This window comes from Caballeronia grimmiae (assembly GCF_022879615.1).
In the GTDB taxonomy this organism is placed as follows: domain Bacteria; phylum Pseudomonadota; class Gammaproteobacteria; order Burkholderiales; family Burkholderiaceae; genus Caballeronia; species Caballeronia grimmiae.
Genome location: NZ_CP084271.1, coordinates 2,037,292 through 2,053,998, shown reverse-complemented (window position 1 = coordinate 2,053,998; position 16,707 = coordinate 2,037,292). Strand labels below are relative to the sequence as shown.

Below are 16,707 nucleotides of genomic sequence, written 5' to 3'. Positions count from 1 at the left end.
GACCGGCGCGCACTGGACCGCGCCGGGACGGCCTCCGTTTCGCAAGCGTCGTGCTCGGCGACCGGCTGTTCGGGCTTCAGCGCCGGCGGTGCGTATTCTAGGTGGCCAAAATTGGCGAGCGTCCCGCCGTGCGCCGGTCCGCTGCGCGCCAACACCTGCAACGATGACCGCCCCGCAGGCTTTCCGCAGCGATACAACGACGCCGCCGGCCGAAAAGCGCGGTATTTTACCCGAACCGAGATCGCGCGCGGCGCGATGTCAGGACGTTTGCGATTACCTCCACCGGCGGGACGGTGTAGTGCCGGCGCGCTCGTTGTTCCAGGCGGCCGCCGCCCTTACATTCTGTCCATCGCAGTTCAACGTCTTTACCGGGAGCAATCATCATGTTCGAGATTCGCCGCAGCAACGAACGCGGTCATGCCAACCACGGCTGGCTCGACTCGTATCACAGCTTCTCGTTCGCCGATTATCACGATCCGGAGCATGTCCACTTCGGCGCGCTGCGCGTGATCAACGAAGACCGCGTCGCGGGCGGGCAGGGCTTCGGCACGCACGGCCATCGCGACATGGAAATCGTGAGCTATGTGCTCGAAGGCGCGCTCGCGCACCGCGACAGCATGGGCAACGGCTCGACGATCCGTCCCGGCGACGTGCAGCGCATGAGCGCCGGCACCGGCGTGCGTCATAGCGAGTTCAACGGCTCGCCGAGCGAGACTGCGCACTTCCTGCAAATCTGGATCATTCCGGATGCACCGGGCGGCGCGCCCGGCTACGAGGAAAAGCGTTTCGCCGACGATGAAAAGCGTGGCCGCCTGCGCGTGATTGCATCGCCGGGAGGGGTGGAGGGGTCGGTCAGAATCGGCGCGGACGCCCGCATCTTCGCGGGACTCTTCAGCGGCGACGAACGCGCCGACTTCGACGTGCCGGCGGGGCGTCGCGTGTATGTGCACGTGGCTCGCGGCAATGTCTCGGTGAACGGCGAGCCGCTCCGTGCGGGCGATGCCGCGAAGATCGAGGATGTCGCGAAGGTCACGCTCGATGCCGGCGATAACGCCGAAGTGCTGCTGTTCGACCTCGCGTGAGCTTGCCTTAAGCTGCGCTAGTGTTGCCACAGTCGTGATGAAGCCGCGGAGCGCGCAAGCGCCCGCGGCTTTTTTTGCGTCGCAGGAATCCATCACGCCGGAGACGGCGCCGAGACGCCGCTTCCGGCCGGCAGAGCGCTTAAGGCTTTGCCGTAGCCGATGCACCGGCAGCCGCACCCGGCGCGCCGCGATGCTTACCCCAGCGCTCGTGCATGTTGTGCTCGTGCTCGCGCATCTTCGCGAAGTGCTTCTTGAGCGCGGTGCTGACGGTCGTCTTTTGCTGATCGTTCAGCGAGTTATAGAAGTTGAGCCACGCGGTCGCCGTCTCTTCGCGCAGTTGCGCCTGCTGCTGCTCCAGCTTCTGATGCGCCGCGTGCATCGCGTTCAGGTCGAGAATCGGCTGGTTCGCCATCGACTCGAACTGCTGATGCATCTGACGATGGCTGTCGCGCATCGTGTCGCGGTTGTGCTTCATCGTGTCGATCGCGGTTTGCCAGAGCTTGTCCTGCTGCGCGTCGAGCTTCAACTGGCCGTGCAACTGCTCCAGTTGCTTCTGCATGCGCATTTCCATGCGATGACCGCCCGGGCCGCCGGGAGCGCCCATCACGGCCGGGCCGCCGGCGGGCGGCGCGCTGGGCGCGTCGTTCGTGGCGGCATAGGCCGAGCCGAAGGTCAAGGCGAGTGCGGTAGCGGCGGCGGTGAGGATGCGATATTGCTTGCCCATCGTGAGACTCCCTTTCTTTGTTGTCGGAGCCGAATTGCGAGGCCTCGTCGAGGTCTTGCGCTTCCGGTGAGACACAGCGTAGAGGCTCGCGGCGGCTCGCGTGTTACGGCCACGACGTTTCTTATTACGCTGGTTTACGCGCTCCTTTCGCGGTAACACCCCGTAACCCTTTGTGGCGGAAGCACCGTCAAACCGTCCCGGCTCACGCGCTAAACTTCTTCACATGACTACACAAATCCTTGTCGTCGACGACGACGCCGAACTGCGCGACCTTCTGCGCGACTATCTGGTCCGGCAGGGCATCGAAGTCTCGGTGCTGCACGACGCCGGCTCGCTCGAACGCCGTCTGGAGCGGGAACGCCCCGATCTCATCGTGCTCGACCTGATGATGCCCGGCGTCGATGGCCTCACCGCGCTGAGAAAGCTGCGCGCATCCGGCGACGACATCCCGGTCATCATGCTCACCGCGCGCGCGGACGACGTGGACCGCATCGTCGGCCTGGAACTCGGCGCGGACGATTACCTCGGCAAGCCGTTCAACCCGCGCGAACTGCTGGCTCGCGTGCAGGCGGTGCTGCGCCGCCGCCGCACGATTCCATCCGCCGCGCCCGAGCAGCGCGAGCCGTATTCGTTCGGCCGCTTCCGGCTGGATTTCCAGTCGCGCACGCTTCAGCACGACGAGAAGCCCATCACGCTGTCCGGCAGCGAGTTCGCGCTCCTGAAGATCTTCGTCAACAATCCGATGCGCACGCTCACGCGCGAACGCCTGCTCGAACTGCTCCACGGCCCCGAATACGACGGCACGGACCGCGGCATCGACGTGCAGGTGTGGCGTCTGCGCCGCATCCTGGAAACCGATCCTTCCGCGCCGCGCTTCATTCAGACGGTGCGAGGGCGCGGCTACGTCTTCGTTCCTGACGGCGAGCATAATGCGCCGGCCCATTGATTCGCTGTTCGGGCGGCTCGTCGTCCTCGTGATCGGCGTGCTGGTGCTGTCGCACCTCGCGTGGTTCGCGGTCATCCGCGTCGAGCGCGACAACTCGCAGACGCGCTATGCGGTCGAAGAGGCGGCGTTTCTCGTCGAGGCCGTGCGCCAGCACATCGCCAACAATCCGGATCAGCCGCTGCCGTCGCGGGTGCGCGTGGTGCCGCTGAACGCATCCGACGTGCCCCAGCCCGCTGCGGAAGACATTCCGCGGCCGCTGTCGCGTTTTCTCGAAGACATGAAGGACCGTCTGCCCGACAACACCGATGTGCGTCCCGGCGAACCCGGCGCGCCGCCGAGCGTATGGGTGCACGGCGTGAAAGACGCGGGCTGGATCGTCGTGCCGGTGCAGCCGCTGCGTCCGCCTCGCTCGCGCGACCGCATGCTGGTCTGGCTCGCGATCATCTTTTCGACGGCGGTGCTCGCCGCGCTGTTCGCCGCGTGGCAACTGCAATCGCCGCTGCGCTCGCTCGCGCAGGCGGTCGGCCGCTTCGGACGTGGCCAGCCGACGCCGCCCGTGCCCGAACGCGGGCCCCGCGAACTGCGTCAGCTGACGCATGGCTTCAATCAGATGGTGCGCGAGGTCTCGCAGACGGAAAGCGATCGCGCCGTGATGCTCGCGGGCGTCGCGCATGACTTGAAGACGCCGCTCGCTCGCCTGCGTCTGCGCGCCGAGATGATGGACGACGAAAAAGCGCGCGACGGCGTCGTGCGCGACGTCGATTCGATGGCGCATATCGTCGATCAGTTTCTGGTGTTCGCGCACGACCGCCCGGACGGCAGCGAGCCGGTGCCGGTGGACGAGCACTGCGAGCGCATCGCGCGGGCGTATCGGGCGTACCGGCAGACGCCGCCGGGAACCGAGTCGATCCGCCTCGCGCTCGAAGCGGGTCCGAGCTTCGTGCTTCCAGCGGCGACGCTCGATCGCCTGTTATCGAATCTGCTCGACAACGCGCATGCGTACGGCGCGCCGCCGATCGTCATCGAGACGCGGCGCGGGCCGAATGGCTGGAGTTTGAGCGTCGCGGATCACGGCAAGGGCATCGCGCCGGCCGATCTCATCAAGGCGAGCCGGCCGTTCGTGCGGCTCGATCCGGCGCGCGGCGGCAGCGGGCATAGCGGACTGGGCCTCGCCATCGTCGAGCGGCTGGCGCGGCGCGCGGGCGGCGAATGCGAGATCGGCAATCATGAGCAGGGCGGCTTGCAGGTGCGGATGAGCTTTCCCTTCGATGTCGCGACGCAACCGGTCACGGAACGCCGCGCCGGATCGCAACACGAGGAACGCGCGCTGTAGCGCGGGGCGGCGTCAGTCGAACAGCGTTTCCAGCGCGGAAGCCGCCTCGCTGTCGACCGTGTTGTACGTCACCGTCGACGCTTCGAAGATGTAGTGCGTCGTGTACTTGCCGAGCCGCGCGAGTATTTCTTCCTGAATCACTTCGGGCGCGAGGTTGATCTTCAGATACCACGCGGTGGAAGAGAGCCGCGTCTGGAACGACCCGTACTCGGCAAGCAGTTGGTCGAACGTTTCAGCGTCCTGATCGCGGCACACGATGACCAGATTTCCCTTCATGCAATCCTCCCGGTGACGGCAAGCAATCGATATCCACATCGATGATACCTGCCCGCACGCGCACGCGCCCGGTTCACCGGCGAGCAGACGGCGCGACCGAAACGCCTATTTGCCGGCGAGCCAGTTCTCGGGATGACGCGCCGGCGGGACCGGATCGGCAGGGCGCACTTCACTGCGGTCACGCCCGCGCGACTTCGCTTCGTAAAGCGCGAGATCGGCGCGAGAAAGAATCCATTCGAGCGCGTCGCCGCCAGCCAGCTCCGTAATGCCGATGCTCACCGACAACTCCGCGTCGTCGGGCAGATGCGCGCAGTGCTCGTGATGGAAGCGCTTGCGCAGCCGCTCGAGCACGGCTTGCGCGTCCGCGAGCGAAGTCTGCGGCAGGATGATGCCGAACTCCTCGCCGCCGAGGCGGCCGACGGCATCGCTCGGACGAAGCTGCGCCCGGCACACTTCCGCGAAATGCTCGAGCGCGCGGTCGCCGGAAGCATGGCCGTAGCGGTCGTTGATCTGCTTGAAGTGATCGAGATCGGCGATCGCCACCGATAGCGGGGCGCCCGCCGAACGCGCCAGCTCGACCTCGTGACGCAGCGTATCGAGAAAATAGCGACGCGAAAGCGCGCCGGTCAGTGCATCGTGGCGGGCCTCGGCGGACAGCAGCGTATTGGCCGCCTGCAACTGCTCGGCGAGATCGCGGGTCGCGCGATGCAGCCGGCGCTCGCGCGAATACGACGTCGCGATCACCACGGCCAGCGTCACCACGCCGAGCATCGTCAGAAAGACGAGCAGGCGGTCGCGATCATGGTTGCGGCTGATCTCCGGCCAGCTCGTGAGCGGATGGATGATATGCGCCGACAGTCCGGAATTGAGTCCGGTGCGCTCGTCGTAGAGCGAGGGCGACGCGTCGCCGTTGGCGGTGTAGAAGCCCTGCGCGAGCGTCGGGGCAAGCCACGGCGCGGCTTCGCGCATCCGCTCGCCGACCGGTGCGACGCGCAACGGCGGAAACGCGTCGCGGCGGTAATGCTCGAAGCGCTCGCCCGGCGTCATGCGGGCGACCGGCGCATCGGGCATTGCCTGATATTCGAGACGGCCGTCGTGGGCCATCACGACGACGCCGTTTTCATCGGTGACGAAGGTGCCCGCCCGCGATACCCAATGCCGCAACCGGTCGATGCTCACCTTCGCGATGACCGCGCCGACCAGCAGTCCGTCCTCGTACACCGGCGCGGCGATGAAGATGCCCGGCTCGCCGGACAGCCTGCCGACGCCGTACATTTCCGCGAAACCGCCGAGCAGCGCGCGTCCGACGTAGGCGCGTGCGCTCATGTCATAGCCGATGAAGCTGTTCGGATCGGCCGCGTTGCTCGACGCGATGCAGTATCCCCGGTCGTTGACGAGCCAGATCGAGTCGAGGCCGGAGAAGCCCTGGGCATCGTGCAGGAAGGCATCGACCTTGGCGAGGCTGGGCAAGGCCATCCATTGGGCGCGGCGGGCGGTTTCCGTCGCATTCGCGTTCAAGGCATAATGCCGCGATTCCGCGAGGGCGCGCTGCATCAGATCCATCTGCGCGAGCGTGGCGGGAATGGCGCGGGACATCGCCAGATCGCTCGCGATGATCTGCGCCATGTTGTCGACGATCGAAGCGGCCATCTGCCGCTCGGTGCGCACCGTCCCGGTCATCTCCTGTTGTACCATTCGGTCCGACAGCAGGCCGGCAGCGATCCAGCACGCGAGCACGATCAGCGCGAGGCCGAGCGTCGCGATCACGCGGTGCAGGTTGAGCCTGTTCATCATGCGGCGGGTGCGAACGGTCACGCCGCACGCATCGGGCGCGAGTGAAGCGCGCCGCTCGCGGCGAACATGCCGGTCGCACGTCCGGACGCGCGCCGGCGCGCGCCGCCGTCAGTCGATAACCGGCTGATCGCCGGCATGGCCGCGCCGGGCGGCAGCGTGCGGCGGGCGCGTTCATTGCGTCGCGTCAGGGCTGCGGCCGCGGTCTGTGCATGCGCACCGGGCCGGGCGATGCGGCAGAAGCAGTCTCTCGAGTCTGTCGGACGGCCTTCCGACTTGATTTTGGCGTCACGCATTGCATCGGCGCTCAATTTATTGTTTGTGGTAAGCCAAGATTGGACGATGTTTTTAGTCGTCTATCAAGCGCCTTCTCGTCATGCGCGACGTCTGTCCAACACAACGCCATGCCGCGCCGCCGTGCTTGCGCGGAGCTTGCGCCGCGCTTGCCGCCGTGGCTGGCGGGCTTGGAGCGCGCCGGAATGCCGTTGCGCCACGCCGACGCTCAGGGGAACCGCGCCTTGATTTTTGCCTTCGTCGTGCCGAAGAGCAACAGAAGCATCGCATGAATGGGCGAAGTACGGGAGAGGAGGTTGTGCCCGTCATCGTGCATGGTGTAGTGTCGCTCGGTTCGGCGGGCCGCACCTGTAGTCGATTCGGCGGGCAGCCGCGTTGAATGCCGGGGCGCCGCGCAGCGGCCAACGGGAGGCCTCTGACCCGCGCGACGGCGCTGGCTGTCTCGAGCATTACCCGCGCCTCGCGCGGTCGGAACAAAGCCTTACGGGGAGGGCCTTGAATGGAATTTGGTTTCAATCTGAATCGCACGGCGAATGCGTCGGCGTGGCGGCTCCTGCCCAACCGGTGGGACTTCGTCGCGTTCCCGATGATCATCTGCATCATCGCGCTCGCCGCCGTCGGCTTTCACGAGACCCTCGCGCCGATCTCGACGCTGCAGACGCAGGCCATCTCCCTCGACCCCGCGAATCTCCCCGAATACGCGCTGCGCACGACGCTGCGCATGCTCGCGGCGATGGTTGCGTCGCTGATCTTCACGCTCGTCTATGGCACGCTGGCGGCCAAGAGCCGGCGGGCGTCGATCGTGCTCGTGCCGATCCTCGACATCCTCCAGTCGGTGCCGGTGCTCGGCTACATTTCCTTTACCGTCACGTTCTTTCTTGCGCTGTTCCCCGGGCGCGTGATCGGCGCGGAATGCGCGGCGATCTTCGCGATCTTCACGAGCCAGGCGTGGAACATGACGTTCAGCTTCTATCAGTCGCTGCGCACGGTGCCGCGCGACCTGGACGAAGTATCGCGCGGCTTTCATCTCACCAACTGGCAGCGCTTCTGGAAGCTCGAAGTGCCGTTCTCGATGCCCGGCCTCATCTGGAACATGATGATGTCGATGTCGGGCGGCTGGTTTTTCGTGGTCGCATCCGAGGCGATCACGGTCGGCAACCGCACCGTGGTGCTGCCGGGCATCGGCGCGTATCTGGCAGCCGCTATCGGCGAACGCAATCTCGGGGCGATCGGCTGGGTGATTCTCACGATGACCGTCGTGATCCTTGCATACGACCAGTTGATGTTCCGCCCGCTCGTCGCGTGGGCGGACAAGTTCCGCATGGAAAACACGAGTTCGGGCAATGCACCCGGATCGTGGCTGCTCGACCTCATTCGCCGCACGCGCCTGATTCACCGGCTGCTCGTGCCGGCCGGATGGATTCTCTCGAAGGCGGCGCGCGTGCCGATCCGCCTGCCGTCGATTCAACGCGTGCGCCTGCCGTTGCGCGCGCCGCTGCAGTCGACCCGCGCAGGCGATATCGCATGGGGCGCGGTCGTGCTCGTGCTGACGGTGTTCGTCGTGTGGAAAGTGGTGTCGTTCGTCGCGACGGGCGTCACGTGGGGCGAAGTGGGCCACGTGTTCGTGCTCGGCTTCATCACGCTGATTCGCGTGGTGGTGCTGATCGCGATTGCATCGGTCGTGTGGGTGCCGGTCGGCGTGCTGATCGGGCTGCGTCCCGCGCTCGCCGAAAAATTCCAGCCGCTCGCGCAGTTCCTCGCGGCGTTTCCAGCGAACCTGCTGTTTCCCGTGTTCGTCGTGGCGATCGTGCGCTGGCATCTGAACCCGGACATCTGGCTTTCGCCGCTCATTGTGCTCGGGACGCAGTGGTATATCCTGTTCAACGTGATCGCGGGCGCGTCGGCCTATCCGAACGATTATCGAGAAGCCGCGACCAACTTTCAGATTCGCGGGTGGCAGTGGTGGAAGAAGGTCATGCTGCCCGGCATCTTCCCTTACTACATCACCGGCGCGATCACTGCGTCGGGCGGCGCGTGGAACGCGAGCATCGTCGCGGAAGCGGTGTCGTGGGGCGATACGAAGGTCGTCGCGCACGGCCTCGGCGCGTATATCGCGCAGACCACCGCCAATGGCGACTATCCGAAGATCATTCTCGGCATCGCCGTGATGTCGCTCTTCGTGACGTTGTTCAACCGATTGTTGTGGCGTCCGCTGTACGCCTACGCCGAAGCCAGGCTTCGACTGGATTAAGGACGAGTTCCGATGCAGAACCTCAAGAACACGCAGACGCCCGGCGCGCAGACCGCTCCGCGCACGGGCGCGGCCGCAACGCCGGCCAAGCCGCCGCATCCGGGCGCCGAAATCCTGCGCGTGCAGAACGTCAGCCGCGGCTTTAACAAGACGCAGGGCGAACTGCTCGTGCTCGACGACGCGAATCTCTCCTTGCGTCAGGGCGAAATCGTCGGCCTGCTGGGGCGCTCGGGATCGGGCAAGTCGACGCTGCTGCGCATCATCGCTGGCTTGATCGAACCGACCGCCGGCGAAGTCACGTATCTCAACGAGCCGTTGCGCGGCCCGGCGAAGGGCGTCGCGATGGTGTTTCAGACCTTCGCGCTGTTCCCGTGGCTGACCGTGTTGCAGAACGTGGAAGCGGGCCTCGAAGCGCAGGGAGTCGGCGCGCGGGAGCGTCGTGAACGGGCGCTGGCTGCGATCGATCTGATCGGCCTCGACGGTTTCGAGAACGCCTATCCGCGCGAGCTTTCCGGCGGCATGCGCCAGCGCGTGGGCTTTGCGCGCGCGCTCGTCGTCGATCCGACGCTGCTGCTGATGGACGAACCGTTTTCCGCGCTCGACGTGCTGACCGCCGAAAACCTGCGCACGGACCTGCTGGACTTGTGGACGCAGGGGCGGCTGCCGATCAAGTCGGTGTTGATCGTCACGCACAACATCGAGGAAGCGGTGTTCATGTGCGACCGGATTCTGGTGCTGTCGTCGAATCCGGGGCGCGTGATGGCCGAAATCAAGGTGCCGTTCAAGCATCCGCGCAACCGGCTTGATCCGGCGTTCCGCCGCCTCGTCGACGACATCTACGCGAAGATGACCGCGCGCCAGCTCGATGAATCGAAGAAGAAGGGGCTGGAGCTCGGAAGCTGGCTGCCGTCGGTGTCGACGAACCTGATGGCCGGGCTCATCGAAACGCTGGCTGCGGAGCCGTATCACGGGCGCGCAGACATGCCGGAAATTGCGCGGTCGCTGCATCTCGAAGTGGACGACCTCTTTCCGATCGCGGAGGTGCTCCAGCATCTCGGCTTCGCGGACGTGCGCGAGGGCGACATCTATCTGACGCCGCAGGCGCGCGTGTTCGCGGAATTCGGCACGCAGGAACGCAAGATGATGTTCGCGGAACATCTTTTGAGGCACGTGCCGCTTGCCGCGCGGATCAAGAAGGTGCTCAACGAGCGGCCGGGGCATCGCGCGCCGCGCGTGCGCTTCGAACAGGAACTGGAGGACTTTCTCTCCGATAAGGCCGCGCAGGAGACGCTGGATGCGGTCATCGACTGGGGACGGTACGGGGAAATCTTCTCGTACAACGACCAGACGGAGATGCTCAGTCTGGAGGATGTGGAAGGTTAGTGGTTCTGTTTGATTCGATGGAAAAGCGCGGTGGCCGGGGACGGCGCCGCGCTTTTTTGCGTTGGGATTGGCCGATTGGCTGAGTGTAAGAATTAAGCGCGGCCCCGTAAATTCTCGTCTTCGACAATTCGCTTCGTGTGTAGAATTGCACACGAAGTATTCGGAGGCGGGATGGATTCCTCGCGCTTGATACGAATGCTTCTGGATGACGGCTGGCACCTGGTGCGCATCAAAGGCAGTCATCACCACTTCAAACACGGAACCCGGCAAGGCCGCTTGACTGTGGTTCATCCGAAGAAAGATCTGCCTGTCGGGACCGTCAGAGCGGTTCTGAAAGGCGCCGGATTGCTGAACCGGCTGTACTCGTCGTAAAGGAACGATCCGACATGGAATTCGCCATCGCCATTCATAAAGAGCCGGAAAGCTGTTACGGCGTCATCGTGCCGAACGTGCCTGGTGTCTTCTCCGCCGGAGATACGATCGATGAAGCGCTTCGCAACGCGAGGGAAGCGATCGTTGCTCATGTGCAGACGATCATCGAGGAAGGGGAAAAGGTGGAAATCAACTCGACCAGCATCGAGGAACTGATTACCGACCCCGACTACGAAGGCGCCATCTGGGCCTTCGTCGAAGTCGATCTCTCGAAGCTCGACTCGAAGCCCGAGCGCATCAACATCAGCTTGCCGCGCTTCGTCCTGCACAAGATCGACAGTTACGTCGAAGCCCGGCACGAGACGCGCAGCGGCTTTCTCGCGCGTGCCGCGCTGGAAGCGATCGCGCACGGCTGACCCATGCGAGAAAGCGCGGTCTCGATGGCCGGAACCGCGCTTTCGTCTTCACACCCGAGCAGTCATTACTGCAGCGTGCCCCAGCGCTCGACGGCGGGCTCGGCCGACGCCCATCTCCATCCCTCGCTCTGCTTGCATGTGGTCGCGAGGAACCAGTCCGCATGCGCATTGGGCTCGTCGCCGTCTGCCACGGAGAACGCGAACTCCTTGCAACTCGCCAGCGCGTTGTCGAACACGCGCAGCACGCGGACGTCGCCGTGGCCGTTCTCGATCGGCAGCGTGTGCTTGACCTTCCACGGGCGCGTTTCGCCGACCGCCAAGTCGCCCGCCGTCGCCGCGATCGCCACTTGCTGATCGGTATGGAGCGACTTGGAGATGCGCTTGACGGCTTCGTCCGTGGCGGCCTGCACCGCGATACCCACGCCGATACCGATTGCCGGATTGGTCGTGACCGCGCCCGTCGCCACGCCCGCGACCGCACCGGTCGCCGCGCCGATCGACGCACATCCGCTCATGGCCGCGCACGCCGCTGCAACGGCGGCCAGCAGCGCGAGGCGCAGCGCCGCCGGATTCATCAGCCGCACCGTCATTGCAACGAACCCCAGCGCGGCGTGGCAGGTTCCGCCGACGCCCACTTCCACTTGTTGCCATCACGGCAGACGGACGCGACGTAAAACGCGCTGTCGGCGGCGCGATCCGTGGTGGCGTCGCGATCGACGGAGAACACAATTTCCTTGCAATCCAGCGTGCCGCTGCTGATCGCGCGGCTGACGGTGACGCGGCCTTTCTCGTCTGCTTCGAGCGGGATCGAGTGGACCGACACCCACGGCGCGACCGCCCCGACGCCGAGCGGGCCCGCAGCCGCGGCGATCTTGTCCTGCGTATCGGTGTGAATGACACGTTGCGTGTACTGCACGCCTGCGCGTGCCGCCGCGACTGCGCCCAGACCGATGCCGGTGGCGACCGCCGCGTTGTCCGTCACCTTCGCGGCGATGGCCGCGCCCGCGATACCCGCGCCCGCCGTCGCGCCTTCACTGTAAAGAGAGTTGCACCCGCTCAAGGTCAGGCACGCGATGGCGCCGGAGACGATCGCGGTGAGCGCGGCGACGCGACGGCCGCGCCGGGGGACACAGATCTGCATGTTGCTTTTCCTTCGTCTGCCGTTTTTCTAACGATGCGATCGAACGCACGCGGCTAAAGTCTTGTTCCGAACGGTTGCCCGCGAGGAGCGAACAGGCGCGATGCATCGCGGGCTTCGCGCATTTTGAAGCAAGCCTCTAATTACCGGTGCGGGAAAATTGCAAGAAATTGCAAGCGCGGGGAACGCGTTGCGCGGCGCGTAACACTGAAATCGCCGCCTAGGACCGGATGCCGATAACGCCTCCGGTCCGATCCGCTGGTGCGGATCAGCTTTCGCCGGCCGACGAAGCCGCGTCGCCGCCTTCGGTGTCCTCGTTCTCGTAAGCACCGAGGCGGTTATACAAGGTCTTCAGGCTCACGCCGAGCGCTTTCGCCGCGCGCCGCTTGTCGCCGCCGCAATGCTTGAGCGTGCCGAGAATGATCTGCTTTTGCGCATCGGCGAGCGGCGTGCCGACCCAGACGTTCATCGCATCGCCCTGAGTGATCGGCTTCTTCACACGCGACGCCAGATGCGGATGCGCGATCTCCACCGTCTTCTCCGCCAGAATGAACGCGCGATACACCGTGTTCTTCAGCTCACGGACGTTGCCCGGCCACGAATAGGTACGCAGCACGTCGAGCGCGCGCTTGCTGAACGCCTTGTTCGTACCTTCCTGCGCGTTCATCTCGGACAGGAAATACTGCGCGAGCAGTTCGCGGTCCGAATCGCGCTCGCGCAACGGCGGCGCGCGCAGCGGAAAGACGGCAAGGCGATACATCAGGTCTTCGCGCAGCCCGTTCTCTTTCACGGCGGCGATGGGATCGCGGTTGGTCGCGGCAATGACGCGCACGTCCGACCGGATGAGATCGTTGCCACCGACCCGAAAGAACGTGCCGGTCTCGAGCGCGCGCAGCAACTTCACTTGCCGGACCGGCGACATTTCCGTCACTTCGTCCAGAAACAGCGTGCCGCCATTGGCATGTTCGAAGTAGCCGACGCGCCCCTGCACCGCGCCCGTGAAGCTGCCTTTCTCGTGGCCGAAAAGCTCGGCTTCGATCAGATTGTCGGGAATCGCGCCGCAGTTCACGGCGATGAACGGCGCGTCCTTGCGCGCGCTCTGGTCGTGAATGGTCCGCGCGACGAGTTCCTTGCCGGTGCCGGACTCGCCGATGATGAGCGCCGTCGCATCCGTTCCGGCGACGCGCTCGATCTGTGAATACAGCTCGAGCATCACGGGCGACGAGCCGTACAGCAGTCCGTAAGACTTCAAACCCGGCACATCGCCCGCATTGCGCTTCTTCTGCGCGGGTGTATCGCCTGCGACGAGCGGCGGGTCAAGATCGGTTGACGCCATAGGTCCTGGTGGTTCCTGAGTATTGCGAATGTGGTTGGGCGGGCGGCGTCGCAGCAGTCGATGCAGGCGCCGCCGAAGCGGGCAGGGGCGCGATCGCAGTCGCGCGCGAGCCTCGGCCACGTTCGTGCGTTGGATTTCCTCGCGCGCATGGCGCACGCGCCATGGTGACCGTCCGCATCAGCGATAACGCGCTGGCGCTGCTGCCGTGCTCGCAGTGGCGATGAGCCGATTTCCTCTCTATGCGTCAGTCCGGAGTCGCGCGGCGTGCATCGCGCGCGAAATTGCCGCGTTCATCGCGCTTCGCCGCCGACGACTCCATCTCATAAACGCTATTTAACCATTCGCAACGATATTGCGGCAATGCGCTCTTGACGACGGGATGGCAATTTGTCTGATTGCGTTGAAGACGTTAGACGGTTCCGGAAAGGTTCGCCGCATGCGCCGCGAATTTACACGCCGACGGCGTAAGACTTACCCGCCGGCGCGCCGCTCGAGCGCCTCACGCCCGCATGTGCCGCTTGGCACGAATGCTGCTCTTCGCTGTGCATCCTTATTCGAATGCCCGATCACACGCCGAAGCGCGGGGCAGTGCAGGGCAGTGCGAGGGGCCGAGACATCATGGAAGACATTTTCGATTTCGATATTGCCGCCGGGGAGCGCCGGTCTTCACCGGGCGTTGCGCGGTCCACCCGGGGCGCGCGGAGCGTGCGAAGTGACTCATCGAGCGATGGTCAGGAACTCGCGGCGGGCGAGGCGATCGACATCTATCACTGGGCGGCGGTCGCGCTGGTGACGGCGCTGATGTGCGCGGTGCTCGGCTACGCGGCCGGCACGCCTGCGCTTTCGCGTGCCGCGAACATGACGAGCCTCGTGTTCGGCGTCGCGGGCGGCATGCTGACTGCAAGCGGCATCGTGCGGCGGCTGCGCGCCCGGCTGACGGCGAACGGGCCGGGCAAACCGTTGGCGGTGACGGTTGCCGAATCGCAGTAACGACTGCATCAACGTAGCAATCACTGATAGCAAACCCAATGTGGAGGACTGATTCCATGAGTCAAACGACTGTCCAGCTTGCGTTGGGCAAGCAGAAGATCATCGAAGACATCAAGGTGCTGCTGAACGACTCGGAAGAGTTGCTGCGGCTGTCGGCGACGCTGCCGGGCGAAGGCGTCGAGGCGCTGCGCTCCCGCCTGCGCGATCACACCGATACGGCCCGCGCCGCGCTCGAAGACGCGCAGGCCAACGCGCAAAGCCGCTATCGGGCGGGCATCGACTGCACGGAGAAATACGTGCGCGACAACCCGTGGAATTCGCTGGGGCTGGCTGCTGCTGCCGGCTTTCTGCTGGCGGTCCTGATCTCGCGCTGATCTGACATCGAAACTCATTAACGGCAGGAGAGAATACGAAATGGCACGTTCTTCGATTGGAGTGTTCGGGGCGCTGTTCGCTGTCGGCAGCGTCCTTGCGTGGAAGTGGATGCAGTCGCAGGACGGGACCGCGCGCCGCTTCGGACGCGACGCCCGGCGCACGGTATCGTCTTCGCGGCGGCGCTCGGCGGTGAAGGGCGACGAGATCGTCGGCGGCACCGCCGACGCGTGGCATTTCCCGCGAAGCTGACTGCGGGTCGAGCCGGCAACCCGGCTCGAATCGGACGATTTACCGCATCCCCAATGCAGACGCACGCCACCCTGGCGTGCGTTTTTATCTTAATAAACCCTTATAATTGAGAAACCTCTGCCATAAGTGGCCTAATTGGCAATACTTACGGCGGCAGCCCCAAGCGTGCGGAAGTTTCGGAAATTATTTTATTTTCTGCGCCTGAACCGGCTCGTCACTTCCTGACGCCCGGCCGCAAGACGCACCGGCCCGGATGGCGCCCCGCCGCCCGGAGACGACCACGCCGCCACGCGGTGTGTGACCCTGAAACGCTTTGGAAGAATTCGAGACGCAATGCCACACGTATTGATTGTCGATGACGATCCCAGTACCCGCGAGGCGCTAGCCGCGATCATCGGCGAAGATGGACTGACGACAGCGACCGCCAGCGATTTGCGCGAGGCGCGCATTCAGCTCGTGAGGCAGACGCCGGACGTCGTGTTCACGGACCTCAAGTTGCCCGACGGTACGGGCGTCGACCTTTTCGAGGATCTCGATCCGCGTTCGGGCGTGGAGGTGATCGTCATCACCGGACATGCGACCGTCGAATCGGCCGTGAGCGCGCTCAAGATGGGCGCGACCGACTATCTCGTCAAGCCGATCAACATGCAGCGCGTCAAGGCGATTCTTTCGCGCCTGCCGCGCCCCGGCGACCTCAAGGCGGAAATCGGCACGCTGCGCGGCGAATTGCGCCGCATGGGCCGCTTCGGCCTGATGCTCGGCAATTCCCCCGCGATGCAGACGGTCTACGACCAGGTTGGCCGCGTCGCGCCGACGGCGGCGTCGGTGCTGCTGATCGGCGAATCGGGAACCGGCAAGGAAGTCGCCGCGCAGACGCTGCACGAGCTGAGCCTGCGCCGCAAGCACTCGTTCATCGCGGTGAACTGCGGTGCGATCTCGCCGAATCTGATTGAGTCCGAAATGTTCGGGCACGAGCGCGGGTCGTTCACCGGCGCGGATCGTCAGCACAAAGGCTATTTCGAGCGCGCGAACGGCGGCACGCTGTTCCTCGACGAAATCACCGAGATGCCGATCGAGCTTCAGGTCAAGCTGCTGCGTGTGCTGGAAACCGGCATGTTCATGCGCGTCGGCACGACGAAGGAACTCGAGACGGACGTGCGTTTGATCGCCGCGACCAACCGCGATCCCGAGCAGGCCGTGCTCGAAGGCAAGCTGCGCCTCGACCTCTATCACCGGCTGAACGTGTTCCCGATCAACTTGCCGCCGCTGCGTGAGCGCGGCAAGGACGTCGAACTGCTGGCGCAGGCGTTCCTCGACGAGCTGAACTCCCGCTACAACACGCGCAAGGATTTCCCGCCAGCCGTGCGCGACATGCTCGCGTCGTATAACTGGCCGGGCAACGTGCGCGAGCTGAAGAACTACGTTCAGCGCGCGTACATCATGTCAGGGGCGGATTCGGACAGCACGGCCACGGTGCCGCTGCAGATTTCGCTGTCGAAGCCGTCGGCGGGCACGGCGGTGACGATTCCGTTCGGCACGTCGCTCGCGCAGGCCGACCGGCAACTGATCCTGGCGACGCTCGAGCAATGCGGCGGCGTGAAGACGCGGGCTGCGGAAATTCTGGGCATCAGCCTCAAGACGCTCTATAACCGGCTCGTGGAATACGGCGAGGATGCGAACAAGGCGGCTGTCGGCGAAGGCGCCGATGCGAACGACGCCGATAGCGAAAATCCCTGATCGTCGGTTATCTT

General features: G+C 65.0%; 18 protein-coding genes. 11 read left to right on the top strand and 7 right to left on the bottom strand.

The genetic code is table 11. The features are described from left to right. Positions 1–383: 383 nt before the first annotated feature. The gene (locus LDZ21_RS09885) at positions 384–1,082 is read left to right on the top strand and encodes a pirin family protein (RefSeq protein ID WP_244793113.1); all 699 of its coding nucleotides are present in this window, start codon (positions 384–386) and stop codon (positions 1,080–1,082) included. 139 nt (positions 1,083–1,221) lie between these two features. On the opposite strand, the gene LDZ21_RS09880 is transcribed toward LDZ21_RS09885, so the two are convergent. Further along, entirely contained in the window at positions 1,222–1,806 is a 585-nt protein-coding gene (locus tag LDZ21_RS09880) for a Spy/CpxP family protein refolding chaperone (RefSeq protein WP_244793111.1), read from the bottom strand. Positions 1,807–2,029: 223 nt separating this feature from the next. On the opposite strand from LDZ21_RS09880, the gene LDZ21_RS09875 reads away from it, so the two are divergent. Together LDZ21_RS09875 and LDZ21_RS09870 are read left to right on the top strand one after the other, a co-directional pair. Next, complete coding sequence (locus LDZ21_RS09875) at positions 2,030–2,752, top strand: response regulator (RefSeq protein ID WP_035960694.1); 723 nt, start codon at positions 2,030–2,032, stop codon at positions 2,750–2,752. After that, on the top strand, positions 2,736–4,085 hold the full coding sequence (locus LDZ21_RS09870; protein ID WP_244793109.1) for an ATP-binding protein: 1,350 nt from the start codon (positions 2,736–2,738) through the stop codon (positions 4,083–4,085). Before LDZ21_RS09875 ends, LDZ21_RS09870 begins: the two co-directional genes overlap by 17 nt. A gap of 12 nt (positions 4,086–4,097) precedes the next feature. Here LDZ21_RS09870 and LDZ21_RS09865 read toward each other — a convergent pair whose 3' ends face one another. The 3 genes from LDZ21_RS09865 to LDZ21_RS09855 all read right to left on the bottom strand — a co-directional run bounded on the left by LDZ21_RS09865 (position 4,098) and on the right by LDZ21_RS09855 (position 6,448). Continuing rightward, positions 4,098–4,361: a double-stranded DNA-specific endonuclease gene (locus LDZ21_RS09865; RefSeq protein ID WP_035960696.1), complete on the bottom strand. Its 264-nt coding sequence runs from the start codon at positions 4,359–4,361 to the stop codon at positions 4,098–4,100. Between the two features lie 105 nt (positions 4,362–4,466). After that, entirely contained in the window at positions 4,467–6,152 is a 1,686-nt protein-coding gene (locus tag LDZ21_RS09860; RefSeq protein WP_035961141.1) for a GGDEF domain-containing protein, read from the bottom strand. Positions 6,153–6,172: 20 nt separating this feature from the next. Beyond that, the gene (locus tag LDZ21_RS09855) at positions 6,173–6,448 is read right to left on the bottom strand and encodes a hypothetical protein (RefSeq protein WP_244793107.1); all 276 of its coding nucleotides are present in this window, start codon (positions 6,446–6,448) and stop codon (positions 6,173–6,175) included. Between the two features lie 497 nt (positions 6,449–6,945). Here LDZ21_RS09855 and LDZ21_RS09850 point away from each other — a divergent pair, with 497 nt between their 5' ends. From LDZ21_RS09850 to LDZ21_RS09835, 4 genes are all read left to right on the top strand, one after another. After that, positions 6,946–8,697, top strand: a complete 1,752-nt coding sequence (locus LDZ21_RS09850; protein ID WP_244793104.1) for an ABC transporter permease — start codon at positions 6,946–6,948, stop codon at positions 8,695–8,697. A 12-nt stretch (positions 8,698–8,709) separates the two neighbouring features. Beyond that, a complete protein-coding gene (locus tag LDZ21_RS09845; RefSeq protein ID WP_035960701.1) occupies positions 8,710–10,080 on the top strand; it encodes an ABC transporter ATP-binding protein in 1,371 nt (456 codons plus the stop codon). Between the two features lie 171 nt (positions 10,081–10,251). Further along, complete coding sequence (locus LDZ21_RS09840; RefSeq protein ID WP_244793102.1) at positions 10,252–10,452, top strand: type II toxin-antitoxin system HicA family toxin; 201 nt, start codon at positions 10,252–10,254, stop codon at positions 10,450–10,452. 14 nt (positions 10,453–10,466) lie between these two features. Beyond that, positions 10,467–10,868, top strand: a complete 402-nt coding sequence (locus LDZ21_RS09835; RefSeq protein ID WP_244793100.1) for a type II toxin-antitoxin system HicB family antitoxin — start codon at positions 10,467–10,469, stop codon at positions 10,866–10,868. 65 nt (positions 10,869–10,933) lie between these two features. On the opposite strand, the gene LDZ21_RS09830 is transcribed toward LDZ21_RS09835, so the two are convergent. The 3 genes from LDZ21_RS09830 to LDZ21_RS09820 form a co-directional block, all read right to left on the bottom strand. Next, positions 10,934–11,458: a hypothetical protein gene (locus LDZ21_RS09830; RefSeq protein WP_404980560.1), complete on the bottom strand. Its 525-nt coding sequence runs from the start codon at positions 11,456–11,458 to the stop codon at positions 10,934–10,936. Then, positions 11,455–12,009: a hypothetical protein gene (locus LDZ21_RS09825; protein WP_035960705.1), complete on the bottom strand. Its 555-nt coding sequence runs from the start codon at positions 12,007–12,009 to the stop codon at positions 11,455–11,457. The genes LDZ21_RS09830 and LDZ21_RS09825 overlap by 4 nt, the downstream gene beginning before the upstream one ends. A gap of 265 nt (positions 12,010–12,274) precedes the next feature. Then, complete coding sequence (locus LDZ21_RS09820; RefSeq protein WP_244793098.1) at positions 12,275–13,342, bottom strand: sigma-54 interaction domain-containing protein; 1,068 nt, start codon at positions 13,340–13,342, stop codon at positions 12,275–12,277. 618 nt (positions 13,343–13,960) lie between these two features. Here LDZ21_RS09820 and LDZ21_RS09815 point away from each other — a divergent pair. The 4 genes from LDZ21_RS09815 to LDZ21_RS09800 all read left to right on the top strand — a co-directional run bounded on the left by LDZ21_RS09815 (position 13,961) and on the right by LDZ21_RS09800 (position 16,693). Beyond that, positions 13,961–14,332 (top strand): hypothetical protein, encoded by a 372-nt coding sequence (locus LDZ21_RS09815; RefSeq protein ID WP_244793096.1) that lies wholly within the window; start codon positions 13,961–13,963, stop codon positions 14,330–14,332. Positions 14,333–14,388: 56 nt separating this feature from the next. Next, a complete protein-coding gene (locus tag LDZ21_RS09810; protein ID WP_035960707.1) occupies positions 14,389–14,706 on the top strand; it encodes an ElaB/YgaM/YqjD family protein in 318 nt (105 codons plus the stop codon). Positions 14,707–14,746: 40 nt separating this feature from the next. Then, a complete protein-coding gene (locus LDZ21_RS09805) occupies positions 14,747–14,956 on the top strand; it encodes a hypothetical protein (RefSeq protein WP_035960708.1) in 210 nt (69 codons plus the stop codon). A gap of 333 nt (positions 14,957–15,289) precedes the next feature. Then, positions 15,290–16,693 carry a sigma-54-dependent transcriptional regulator gene (locus LDZ21_RS09800; protein WP_035960709.1) on the top strand — a complete coding sequence of 468 codons (1,404 nt, stop codon included), beginning with the start codon at positions 15,290–15,292 and terminating at the stop codon, positions 16,691–16,693. Positions 16,694–16,707 lie beyond the last annotated feature (14 nt).